Annotated in this window: 12 protein-coding genes; 7 read left to right on the top strand and 5 right to left on the bottom strand. The window is 34.6% G+C overall.

What is annotated here, in order from left to right:
• Window positions 1-3 precede the first annotated feature (3 nt).
• The 3 genes from GQR94_RS06795 to GQR94_RS06785 all read right to left on the bottom strand — a co-directional run bounded on the left by GQR94_RS06795 (window position 4) and on the right by GQR94_RS06785 (window position 3,636).
• Complete coding sequence (locus GQR94_RS06795) at window positions 4-1,599, bottom strand: hypothetical protein (RefSeq protein ID WP_370458277.1); 1,596 nt, start codon at window positions 1,597-1,599, stop codon at window positions 4-6.
• 58 nt (window positions 1,600-1,657) lie between these two features.
• A complete protein-coding gene (locus GQR94_RS06790; RefSeq protein ID WP_158974775.1) occupies window positions 1,658-2,524 on the bottom strand; it encodes a DUF58 domain-containing protein in 867 nt (288 codons plus the stop codon).
• 110 nt (window positions 2,525-2,634) lie between these two features.
• On the bottom strand, window positions 2,635-3,636 hold the full coding sequence (locus tag GQR94_RS06785; protein WP_158974774.1) for a MoxR family ATPase: 1,002 nt from the start codon (window positions 3,634-3,636) through the stop codon (window positions 2,635-2,637).
• 148 nt (window positions 3,637-3,784) lie between these two features.
• Here GQR94_RS06785 and GQR94_RS06780 point away from each other — a divergent pair, with 148 nt between their 5' ends.
• The 7 genes from GQR94_RS06780 (at window position 3,785) to GQR94_RS06750 (ending at window position 10,706) form a co-directional block, all read left to right on the top strand.
• Entirely contained in the window at window positions 3,785-4,657 is an 873-nt protein-coding gene (locus GQR94_RS06780) for an aldo/keto reductase family oxidoreductase (protein ID WP_158974773.1), read from the top strand.
• 19 nt (window positions 4,658-4,676) lie between these two features.
• A complete protein-coding gene (locus tag GQR94_RS06775) occupies window positions 4,677-5,432 on the top strand; it encodes an SDR family NAD(P)-dependent oxidoreductase (protein WP_158974772.1) in 756 nt (251 codons plus the stop codon).
• Window positions 5,429-6,565 (top strand): ATP-binding protein, encoded by a 1,137-nt coding sequence (locus GQR94_RS06770; protein WP_158974771.1) that lies wholly within the window; start codon window positions 5,429-5,431, stop codon window positions 6,563-6,565. Before GQR94_RS06775 ends, GQR94_RS06770 begins: the two co-directional genes overlap by 4 nt.
• A 69-nt stretch (window positions 6,566-6,634) precedes the next feature.
• A complete protein-coding gene (locus GQR94_RS06765) occupies window positions 6,635-7,765 on the top strand; it encodes an SPFH domain-containing protein (RefSeq protein ID WP_158974770.1) in 1,131 nt (376 codons plus the stop codon).
• A 67-nt stretch (window positions 7,766-7,832) separates the two neighbouring features.
• Window positions 7,833-8,918 carry a DNA helicase PriA gene (locus GQR94_RS06760; protein WP_158974769.1) on the top strand — a complete coding sequence of 362 codons (1,086 nt, stop codon included), beginning with the start codon at window positions 7,833-7,835 and terminating at the stop codon, window positions 8,916-8,918.
• Entirely contained in the window at window positions 8,915-9,640 is a 726-nt protein-coding gene (locus tag GQR94_RS06755) for a metallophosphoesterase family protein (protein WP_158974768.1), read from the top strand. Before GQR94_RS06760 ends, GQR94_RS06755 begins: the two co-directional genes overlap by 4 nt.
• Before the next feature lie 70 nt (window positions 9,641-9,710).
• The gene (locus GQR94_RS06750; protein WP_158974767.1) at window positions 9,711-10,706 is read left to right on the top strand and encodes an acyl-ACP desaturase; all 996 of its coding nucleotides are present in this window, start codon (window positions 9,711-9,713) and stop codon (window positions 10,704-10,706) included.
• A 66-nt stretch (window positions 10,707-10,772) separates the two neighbouring features.
• Here GQR94_RS06750 and GQR94_RS06745 read toward each other — a convergent pair whose 3' ends face one another.
• Together GQR94_RS06745 and GQR94_RS06740 are read right to left on the bottom strand one after the other, a co-directional pair.
• The gene (locus tag GQR94_RS06745; protein WP_158974766.1) at window positions 10,773-11,375 is read right to left on the bottom strand and encodes a hypothetical protein; all 603 of its coding nucleotides are present in this window, start codon (window positions 11,373-11,375) and stop codon (window positions 10,773-10,775) included.
• A gap of 31 nt (window positions 11,376-11,406) precedes the next feature.
• Complete coding sequence (locus tag GQR94_RS06740) at window positions 11,407-12,315, bottom strand: OmpA family protein (protein ID WP_158974765.1); 909 nt, start codon at window positions 12,313-12,315, stop codon at window positions 11,407-11,409.
• Window positions 12,316-12,523 lie beyond the last annotated feature (208 nt).

The raw sequence follows: 12,523 nt of genomic DNA, 5'->3' as shown, positions 1-12,523 counted from the left end.
TTATTATTCTGTTTTTACATCTATGGTTGATAAAATACGGTCTACTATGTCTTTAGCGTACTGGTCATCTTCCAGCCAAGTAAGTATAATTTGCTGTTGAAAACCTTTGCCGCCAAATGTGATAATAGCGTATTCGCCATTTACAAGTTCTTTTGATCCGGATACTGAAAATTTGCCCGTACCATATGTCTTTATTCCTTTTACCGCACTTGCTGTAGTGAATTCTTCGGTCTTGGTAATAATATTTTTTGCGCCTTGTGTTTCAAATTGTTGTATTAAGGCATTTACAGACAATTCTGTATTTGGTTCTACGGGTTTAGTAAACGTAGTAGAAGATACTCCAACGCTAAATAGTCCAATAGAACTTCTATACATAAAAACCTGTACATTTTTAATGTCAGCTTTTAATTCAGGAGTTATCTCAAATTCTTGTCGGATTAAAACTTTAGGGGTCTCTATCGTAATAGGAGGGTAGCCATAAGTGCTTGTTATCCATTCCGTTTCTAATAACTCTTTTGTAGGATGCCCTAAAATGCTATCCTTTACATAACTAAACCCAAAATAACTTACTGCAGCTACCGTTGAAATTATTAAAACAGAGACCGCAACAACTACAGTAATAATAATTTTATTACGATGTTTTTTACGTGCTAATTCTTCTAGGTACTCTTCGCGTTGTAATAATTCTTCTTCTGTTGGAGGAGGAATTGCATCCTTTGTTTTTGTAACGATATTTTCAATAGCCTTTCTATCCTGTTCGGCAACCGAAGTATCTGGTTTAGATTTAGCGAATTTCACTAAATCTGATGTCTGTAATATATTTTTAAATTGTCGGATAGTGTCTTCCTCTAATTTCAAGTTTCCTGCATCTTTAAGCATCTCTAACTTGCTTATCAACTGGTCAGTAGTACTTTCTAAAGCAGATATATGAACATCTTCTTCTAAATAAGAACGAACAATATCCGTTAATTCAGAATAATACTGTTTGTACTCATCTTGAATTAAATACTTAGAATTCTCTAATTTTTTTAATTCAAGCATTGCTCTATCGTAGGGTGGCAATAACGCAACCTTTTCTTCTTCTGTTAAAGTCTTTTTTCTCCAGATAAAGAAATATAACAATCCGACTATTATTAAAATAGCTCCGATAATTATAAGCGTCCAAAACCATGGGAAACTACTTTCTTTTTCCACATTAATAATATCCTTGATATCAAATAGCTGTTGTGCTAGAGTATCTACAGGTATTGTGTTTACATAAATATTGACAGAATCTGTAGGAAATATTTTGTTGTTAATAATTATTTTTTGCTGTGGTAACGTATAGGAACCAGAATCAAACTGGGTTAGTGCATATTTCTTTATCAGTGTAAGTTTGCCATTTTCTGGAATGGTATCTGTAGCAAAAGCTTCTACCATTTCTAAAGGAGCAAAGGATTGTCCTTCAGGAAAGGTTACTTGGTCTATGCTATCAATACTTACATTAACAGTAAAATTTATTTGCTCTCCAATTTTGATGTCTTTTATATCAACATCAGAAGCTACCTTCGGATTAGATTGTGAGATTCCAATGGTGCTAACCAATAATAGGCATAGCACTAAGTTTCGTTTACACAACGAAAAGCAAGAAATAAGTATGTAATTAAAGTTTATCATTTTATCCTCTTCGCTTAAAATAGCCTAATAATTTTTTAACATAGCTTTCATCTACTCGGCATGCCAATACCCCGCAACCTGATTTTGAAAACGTATTTTGAAAATAGTCCACGCGTTCTTGGTAGTATTTGCCATAGCTAAGGCGCACTTTCTTAGATTGTGTGTTTACCAATTGTAATTGACCCGTTTCTGCGTCTTCCATTTGTACCATTCCAATGTTTGGTATGGTTTCTTCTCTTTCATCATAAACACGAATTCCGGTAACATCGTGTTTTTTTCCTGTGATGCGTAAGGTTTGCAGGTAGTCTTCCGTAATAAAATCAGAAAGAACAAAAACGATTGCTTTCTTCTTCATAACACTGGTCAAATATTTCAGTGCTACCGCTAAATCGGTTTTTTTACTTTTAGGCGTAAATTCTATTAATTCTCTGATGATTCTTAAAACATGACTTTTACCTTTTTTAGGCGGAATAAAAAGTTCTATTTGATCTGAAAATAAGATCAATCCAATTTTGTCATTATTCTGTAATGCAGAGAAAGCAAGGGTTGCAGAGATCTCCGTAATTATTTCATTTTTGAATTGATTAGAAGAGCCAAAAAGCTCAGAGGCACTCACATCTACCATAAGCATCATGGTGAGCTCTCTTTCTTCTTCAAAAACTTTTATGTAGGGTTCGTTATATCTTGCAGTTACATTCCAATCGATAGCACGTACGTCATCCCCAAATTGGTATTGACGTACTTCGCTAAACGTCATACCTCTACCTTTAAAAGTGGAATGGTATTCCCCTCCAAAAATATGGTCAGAAAGACGACGCGTCTTTATCTCAATTTTACGAACTTTTTTTAATAACTCTTTGGTATCCATTTTCCTCTCTCCCAACCCTCTCTCTAAATGAGAAAGGTCTTTTAAAAAATATAATTTTTAGCACCTCTTATAAAGTTCTTCCTTTTTTGAGGAAGAATTTAGGATGAGATTTAAGGCACTTCTATTTCATTTACAATTTTATTAATGATATCTACCGAGGTTACGTTTTCTGCTTCTGCTTCATACGTAATTCCAATTCTATGCCTTAAAACATCATGTACTACAGCTCTAACATCTTCAGGAACAACATATCCTCTTCTTTTTATAAAGGCGTAACATTTAGCGGCATTTGCTAAGTTGATACTCCCTCTTGGAGAGGCTCCAAAACTAATCAATGGTTTTAAATCTTCTAGCTTATATTTTTCTGGGTAACGTGTAGCAAATATGATATCTAAGATATATTTTTCAATCTTTTCATCCATATATACTTCTCTTACCGCTTTTTGAGCACTAAGGATTTGTGCGGTAGTAACTACTGCATTTACCGTTTCATAACTTCCCGTTAGATTCTGACGCATAATTAATTGCTCTTCATTCATTTTAGGGTAGTCAATTACCGTTTTTAGCATAAAACGGTCAATCTGAGCTTCTGGTAAAGGGTATGTACCTTCTTGTTCAATCGGGTTTTGCGTAGCCATTACTAAAAATGGTTTGTCTAAAACAAAAGTTTGATCACCAATAGTTACTTGCTTTTCTTGCATTGCTTCTAAAAGGGCCGATTGCACTTTTGCAGGCGCACGGTTAATTTCATCTGCTAAAACAAAGTTGGCGAAAATTGGACCTTTTTTAATAGAAAAATCATTCTCTTTCATATTAAAGATCATGGTACCAACAACATCCGCAGGTAATAAATCTGGTGTAAACTGTATTCTGCTAAAACTGCCTTTTACCGCTTTTGCTAAAGTGTTAATCGCTAAAGTTTTTGCTAATCCAGGTACACCTTCTAATAAAATGTGACCTTGACCTAAAAGACCAATTAGTAATCGTTCTACCATATACTTTTGACCAACAATCACTTTGTTCATCTCTAGCATTAATAAATCTATAAAAGCACTTTCTTGCGCAATTTTCTCGTTGATAGCACTAATATCGATTGAAGTATTTTCTTCCATATGTATTATATATTTGGACAAGCTAATAAATTGATACGCAAATTGAAAATTTATTTAGATATGGGCTGTTAACAATTGGTTAAAAATTAACAAAAGGGCTAAGTTTTATGAAGGCTTTAAGGTATTTATTTTTTAATTTCACATTCTGATGGCAAATACGACAAATTATTCGAAAATTATAGCGGGCACGATGACTTGGGGAAGTTGGGGGAAACAACTTTCTACAGAAGAAATGGTCGCTTTAATGGAGCAATGTTCAAGCCTTGGGATCACCACATTTGATCATGCAGATATTTATGGGGATTACGGAACGGAAATAGCTTTTGGGAAAGCATTTAAAGCGAGTAATCTTGATAGGTCTAAAGTGCAATTCATAAGTAAATGTGGAATTCAAATGACTTCTGGACGGGAAAATAAGGTAAAGCATTATCAATATGATAAAGATTACATTATTTCTTCAACAGAACAATCTTTAAAAAAGCTAAATACTGAATATTTAGATGTTTTATTATTGCATAGACCAAGTCCATTATTACAGCCAGAGGAGGTGGCGGAAGCTATTTTGAGTCTTAAGAATTCTGGGAAAATAAAAAAATTTGGTGTTTCTAATTTTTCACCCTCTCAAATAGCATTATTAGAAACGGCGGTTCCTGTTTCTGCAAATCAGGTAGAATTCTCCTTGACGCAAAATGAGGTAATGACCAATGGTACTTTGGATGATTGTATGGTACATAGAAGGTTTACCATGTGTTGGAGTCCTTTGGGGAGTTATTTTAGGAAGAAAGATGCTAAAACAGCTAGGATAAAGAAAATACTTATATCCCTTATAGAAAAATATAGTGCCACCGAAAGTCAAATTTTATTGGCTTGGTCGTTAAAACATCCAGCATCCATTTTTCCGGTAGTTGGCACAACAAATTTTGAGCGATTATCAGAATCAGTAGCCGCGATAGAACTAAATTTAGAAATACAAGATTGGTTTTTATTATTAGAAGCAAGCCAAGGAAAAGAAGTAGCATAATAAAAAAATAGAGATAAGCATGAATAAAACAGTATTGATAACAGGGGCAACCAGTGGTATAGGGAAATCTACGGCTATTTTATTCGCAGCAAATAACTATAATGTGGTGCTGTGTGGTAGAAGACAAGAGCGTCTTGATATTTTAAAACAAGAGTTGAGTAAAGAAACCAAAGTATATACGTTGAATTTTGATGTTCGGGATAAGAATGCTGTATTTGAAGCTATTGAGTCATTACCTTCAGATTTCTCAGATATTGATATCTTAATTAATAATGCAGGAAATGCACATGGTTTAGAGACTATCGATAAAGGAAATACGGACGATTGGGATGCTATGTTAGATATTAATGTAAAAGGTCTTTTGTATGTGTCAAAGGCTGTTATTCCTAAGATGACTGCAAAAAAAGCCGGCCATATTATTAATATAGGCTCTACAGCGGGCAAAGAAGTATATCCGAAAGGAAATGTGTATTGTGCAAGCAAACATGCGGTAGATGCTATAACAAAAGGAATGTTGATGGATTTGAATCCTTATGGAATACGGGTTGGAGCGGTGAATCCAGGTTTGGTGGAAACCGAGTTTAGTACCGTACGGTTCAAAGGAGATGAAAGTAAGGCAGAAAATGTATATAAAGGGTTTGAACCTTTAAAACCGGAAGATATTGCAGATATTATTTATTTTGTAGTGACAAGGCCTTATCATGTGAATATTGCTGATTTAATAGTGATGCCAACAGCTCAAGCAAGTGCTACCATCGTAAATAAAAATCTATGATTAATAAACGCTTGCTTGTAAAAAATCTTCTTGCTCATAATGACGAGAATAGTTTTTATGATAAAAAGCGTTTTATAACGATTGGGGAGCGTGAAGGGAAAGCTAAATTTCTAAAACATGTTTGTGCGTTAGCAAATAGTAATCCTAAAAACAATTCTTTTATCGTAATTGGGGTCGAGGATGAAGACAATAAAATAGTAGGAGTTGATTTTTTTGATGATAGTAAAATTCAAAACCTTGTCAACGCGTACCTAGATAACCCCCCTTTAATTTCTTATGAAAATATTCCTTTCCCACATTTGCCAGAAGGTAAAGTGGTCGGATTGGTGACTATAAAATCTGCAGGAAAAGTTTGCTCACTCCGTAAAAATATCTGGAAATATTATGGAGGATCTGTTTTTTTTAGAGAAGGGAGTATAAGTTTACCTAAAGCGTATGACATTGAATTAAAAGATCTAAATTCAGAAGCGGTGGCTACGATAGAGTTACATGCAAGGAATAATATTGAATTAACGCTAGATGGGGTTATCGACTTTATAAACAATCGTCATAAAGATTTAGGCAGTAACTATAAAGTATTTAAAGAGCAGTTTGTTGTATGTTGGGCGGGAAATAAGAAAAAGGTATCAAATGAAACCTATTATTCGCGGGTAGATATTGAGTTGATTAACGAACAAGTAAAACTTTTTTATTCCGCATTAGATGAAATAACAATTAGCTATGATGAGGATTCCTTCAGTACTGTAGAATATGTTCAATTGGGGTTGGGAGAACAGCAAAAGTATTATCCTTTAGAAAAGGTTAAAATAACGTTTCATGAAAACGGCACGTACACCATCCAGAGTAAATTGGTTTTTGAAGCGCCGCAGTATGACAAAAAGGTTTTGCATCATATTTATAATGGCAATGGCGTGTTGTTGAAAAAACTAGAAAAAAACAGCAAGTTGTCGGTTTCAGAAATGAATGATCTTGAGTTGTTACCGGCAACGTATTTAATTTGTTTTTTAAACGGATTTGAAGATGCAAAGGAGAAAATGGAACATGCACGACCACTCCTGAAAACAAGAAATGGAAAGGTGTATCAATCCCTGAAAGATTCGTTGCGGATTATGAGAAAAGTAAAGTATAATTAATAAGTACAAGAATTGGTGCTTTTTAAGGAATTAGGTATCTTGATAAAAATTAAATAAACACAAACCAAAATGGGACTATTTGACGAAATAAAGAAAAAACTGAGTCACGAATTTATAGATATAATTGAGTGGCTTGATGCTACAGATGATACGATTGTTCATAGGTTTGAACGCTATCAGAATGAAATAAAAAATAATGCAAAACTAATTGTTCGTGAAGGTCAGGTTGCAGTTTTTATAAATGAAGGGCAGCTCGCAGATGTTTTTAAACCAGGTACTTATACTTTGAGTACGCAAAATTTACCAATTCTTACTACTTTAAAAGGATGGAAATACGGATTTGATAGTCCGTTTAAAGCAGAAGTATATTTTGTAAATACCCATTTGTTTACGGATGAAAAATGGGGTACTAAAAATGCGATTATTTTAAATGATGAACGTTTTGGGTTAACAGAAATTAGAGCTTTTGGAACCTATAGTTTCCGTATTCAAGATGCGGGTAAATTTGTGGTAGATGTTGTAGGAACAGATGCTAATTTTACCAACTATGAGATAAACGAACATTTAAAAAGTTTAATTGTTACCCGTTTTACGGATACTGTTGGCGAAGCTAAATTGCCTATTGAACTTTATGCCGCCAATACCTCAGAATTATCAGAAACATGCCAAGAGGTAATGCAGCCAGAATTTGGTCGTGTTGGGATTTTATTAGAGAAATTCTATATCGAAAATGTATCGATGCCAGAAGAGCTCAAAAAAGAAATCTTCGAGTACTCTAGATTGGATAAGCTGGATATGGGTAAACTTACACAGTTTAAAACAGCAAAAGCTATTGAAGAAGCGGCTAAGAATGAAGGAGGTACCGCTGGTGCAGGCATGGGTATGGGAATGGGCTTTGTTTTGGCGCAACAAATGGGCGGAATGATGAGTCCGCAAATGACGCAACAGACAAGCCCTAATATGCAACAAGCTGCTGTACCACCACCAATGCCTATGCAGGTTATGTATCATTATGCAGTAAGTAGTTCTCAAATGGGGCCTGTGCCTTTTGAAAAATTACAAGAACTTTTTGCGAGCAGAGTGATAAATAAAGATTCGCTAATCTGGAAACAAGGAATGGCAACCTGGAAAGCCTTGCATGAAATTGAAGAACTTAAAACATTCTTAGGAGGAAATACACCTCCGCCGTTACCACACTAAAAATATATTTTGTACGAAATAAATTGTTGGCGTACAGTAGAGCAAATTTATCAATTAATGGTGATTCATGGAAGAAGCGTTTTCAACGGAACATAAAAAATCATGTGCTAATTGTGGTGCGGAGCTTAAATTTAAACCAGGTTCTAACCAGTTAAAATGTGAATATTGTGGCTATGAGGAATTTATAGAACAAGCCAAGAGTAGTTTTGAGGAATTAGAACTTCAGCACTATTTAAAAGTTGTTGGAGATAATGCCTATACCGAAACTATAGAATTACTTCACTGTAAAAACTGTGGTGCCAATCAACATGTAGAAGAAAATTATAAATCTTTAGATTGCGTGTATTGCGGAGACCCATTAATTAGAGAGGACATTGTAAAAGAAGGGTGGATTTTACCTGGGGCACTTGTGCCCTTTCAGATAGATGCAAAGAAAGCAAAAACTATATTCAAGAGTTGGGTTAATAGTCTTTGGTTTGCGCCAGACAAGCTTAAAAAAGCAGCTATAGATGCAGAGGGTTTGCATGGGTTATATGTTCCCCACTGGACTTTCGATGCTAATTTGTATGCTACTTATCAAGGGCAACGAGGAGATTATTATTATGTGACAGAGCGCTATAAAACAAAAAACGGAACACAAACAAGACAAGTGCGTAAAACGCGATGGTCAAGTGCATCGGGAGCAGTTAATGGTTTTGTTGATGACATTTTAATAAATGCTTCAGAGAAAAAAAGGAGAGACATACCCAGTAAAATAGCACAATGGAATTTAAAAGAATTGGTGGTTTTTAATTCGAAATATTTGTCCGGTTTTGTTACAGAAAAATATACGATATCCTTAAAAGAAGGACACCATCAATCTTTTCAAGAAGCAAAGAGAATAGCATATAGCTGGATAAATAAGGATATAGGAGGAGATGCACAAAGAATAGATCACACGGATATTAAATTATCAGAAGAAACTTTTAAACATATTTTAGTGCCTGTTTATATAAGTTCATATAAGTATAATGGTAAAGAATATCAATTTTATGTGAACGGGCAAACAGGGGCAATTAGCGGAATACGACCTTACTCTTTTTGGAAAATATTTTTTTTAGTTCTTTTTATCATCATTATTATAGCAGTTATAGCGATTTTTACACAATCATGAGAGTATTAGCCATAGGAGATATCCATTCAGGATTAAAAGCATTAGAGCAAGTTTTAGCCAAAGCAAAGGTAACTACAGAAGATCAATTGATCTTTTTGGGGGACTATGTAGATGGGTGGAGCCAAGCTACGGAGACCATAAATTTTTTAATTGAATTAAAAAAGACACATCATTGTATTTTCATTAGAGGTAATCATGATGAATTGTGTAGGTCTTGGTTAACAGAAGGAAAAGATAACCCTACGTGGTACCAACACGGTGGCGAGGCTACTGCAAATTCTTATGCGAAGTTAGATGAGCAAACCAAAAAGGCACACATAGATTTTTTCACTAAATTAGACGATTATTATTTGGATGAAGACAAGCGTTTGTTTCTTCATGCAGGATTTACTAACTTAAAGGGTGTAGATTTTGAATATTTTTCGAAAACTTTTTATTGGGATAGGACATTGTGGGAATTGGTCCTTTCTTTGAATCCTGATTTAACGCCAGGACATAAATATTACCCGCAGCGGTTAACACATTATTCGGAAATTTATATAGGACATACACCCGTGACAAGAATAGATAAAACAACACCTCAAAATGCAGCTAATGTATGGAATGTAGATACAGGCGCAGCATTTAAAGGTCCACTTTCAGTGATTGATGTTGCCACAAAACAAGTATGGCAAAGTGATCCAGTGTACACGTTTTACCCTGATGAAAAAGGAAGAAACTGATTGTTTAAAAATTGGAAAGGATTATACCCTAATTATAAGTATTATTATGAACTTTGAAAAAAAATAAAATATGTCAGCTAAAAATATTAGAATAGAAGTAATGCGGGCGATTGAGGATAAGGTGAATGGTTTTATTGATCAATACTTGATTCCAATTCAGGATATTTGGCAACCAACAGATTTTTTGCCGGATCCGCAAAGCGATGATTTTCTTGATGCTGTAAAGCAAATACAAGAAGAATCTAAAGATTTAGGATACGATTTTTGGGTAACTATGGTTGCCGATACCATTACGGAGGAAGCATTGCCAACATACGAATCTTGGTTGATGGATGTTGAAGGAGTGGATCAACATGGTGAGAATAAAAATGGATGGTCTAAATGGGTGCGTCATTGGACTGCAGAAGAAAACCGCCATGGAGATGTGCTAAATAAATACTTGTATTTATCCGGTAGAGTAAACATGCGTGAGGTTGAAATTACTACGCAATATTTAATTGCAGATGGTTTTGATATTGGTACCGATAGGGATCCATACAAAAACTTTATTTATACCTCATTTCAAGAATTAGCGACCAACATTTCACACAAGAGAGTTGGACAAATGGCTAAGAAAAAAGGAAATGTTTTGTTAGGTAAAATGTGTACTATCATTGCTGGTGATGAAATGCGTCATCATTTAGCGTATAGAGAGTTTGTAAAATCGATATTTGAGCACGATCCAAATCAAATGATGATGGCATTTGCTGATATGATGAAAAAGAAAATTGTTATGCCAGCGCACTTTTTACGTGAGTCTGGGGGCACAATTGGTTCTGCTTTTGAAAATTTTTCAAATTGTGCACAGCGTTTAGGAGTGTATACAGCTTTGGATTATATAGATATTCTTAGAAAATTAAATACGTATTGGGAGCTAGATAATATTCGTGCTTTGAATGATGATGGTGAGCGTGCAAGAGATTATTTAATGAAATTACCAGATAGATTAGAACGTATAGCTACAAGGATGAAGTTTCCAGAGGATCAATATCACTTTAAGTGGGTTGATGCGAATGGTAGGTTATAATAATAATAAAGGCGGTATTTGTAATACCGCCTTTATTATTTAATGTAGTTTGTGTCGCATGTGCTATTACAACTTACCATGTTTGTGTTCATCTTGCCATTTGGTCAATTCAGTCCATTTACCTTCGTAGCACATTTTGGCTTGCATAGGCCATGAGGCTGGATCGTGTATTTTATACCTATTCCCTCCACCATCAAGTATTTTTTGACAATCGCCAACAGAGGCATCAGAAAGTGCTTTCCATGTTTTTATACCTCCTTCTTTAAACATAGATTCAATCTTAGGACCAATGCCTTCCACTAATTTTAAATCATCTTGTTTAATCGTTTTACCAAATGCAGCTTTTGCAGCAGAAGCATCAAAGGCAACAATAGGTATTACAGGAGCTATTGGTGTTACGGGTATGCTTTCAGTAGTAACTGCAGCAGGAGCTTCGGGAGCAGCAAAATTAGAAACAGGAGCTGCCGTTGGCTTAGCTGTTAATTTCTGCTGGCAAGCATATAAATCTGCTTTTAAGTCTGCGTTTTTCTCTTCACACATTTTTAAATCTGCAGCGTTGTCAATGGTTGTGTTGCCTGATTTCCCTAAAAGGTAACCAAGGATTGCACAAATAATTCCTACTAAAGCAGGGATAATCCAACACCAAATATTTAAGTTTTCAAAGTTCATTTTAATATGTATTTAAGGTTTAGGTGATTATTTAGTTTAAAGTGATGACCGTTCTTCTGTTTTGACTGCGGCCTTCTTCTGTATTATTATCTGAGATAGGGGTATCTGGTCCTTTTGATGTTGCAATAATTTTTGATGCCATGATACCGTTATCAATAAGATATTGTTTTGCAAAATCTGCCCGCTCTTGTCCTAAGCCAATATTTGTTATTCTATTTCCTTGGCTATCCGTATGTCCAACAACACTGCAACTAGCATTTGCTACCTTATCAAGATATTTAGAAATAGCTACAATTTTTTGGCGCTCTTCTGAGGTAAGATTTATTGAGGCTTGTCCAGTGTTAAAGTTGAGAACTAATGGATCGGCTTTAATTTTATTATACAAAGCTTTCATCTCATCTTCGAGGTCTTCATGTTCATTTGAAATAGCGTAACTCGCAGGGCCTAAAAATACATTTTCAGGAGAACTAATCATATCATCATTTAATTCGCCTAAAATGTTTAGTGAGGAAGAAGGTATCCCTTGTGCTACTAAATGATTTTTAATTGCATTTGCTCTTGCAATTCCTAGATTTGGAAAAGCAGATTTGTTTGCTTCATCGCTTTTATAAAAACCAGTAATATCAAAAACTTTACCTGTATTTTGCTCTAAGTAAGATTTTGTACTTGTAATTCCTTCAGTAATGCTTGTAGATAAAGGCATTAGAATAGAAGAGGAAGATCGGTTGAAATTAAAATTATCATTGCTTTCGTAGGCAAAAGACCCATCAGAGAATTTAAATGGATACGCTGTTGCCTCAGGTAAGGTTTCTTCAATTATAATTTCAGTTTCGGTAATTTCGGAACTCGCCCCGCAACAACTGCAACAAGTAATAAAGAAATAGGTCCCGAGAAGAATCGTAATGATTATTCCTAAGAGGTAAATGGTTTTTTTTGTCATTGTTAATGGTTATTTAGTGTTAATCACACCAAAGTATTAAAAAAAACCTTAAAATAATGAATATTTCTATATTAAATATTCATTATCAAATAGATAACTGATGGAGAATGTTTTTAAAAGAGGTATTCCTAAAGCCTTAAAATTGTCAATTTATACAGTTTTTCCTACCAGTTGTACGAAAATAGAGCTATGTATCGTCTTTTTTTTA

Source organism: Cellulophaga sp. L1A9, from assembly GCF_009797025.1.
Taxonomy (GTDB): Bacteria; Bacteroidota; Bacteroidia; order Flavobacteriales; family Flavobacteriaceae; genus Cellulophaga.
Note: the sequence above shows the minus strand (reverse complement) of the source record. Positions and strands in the feature narration are given on the sequence as shown.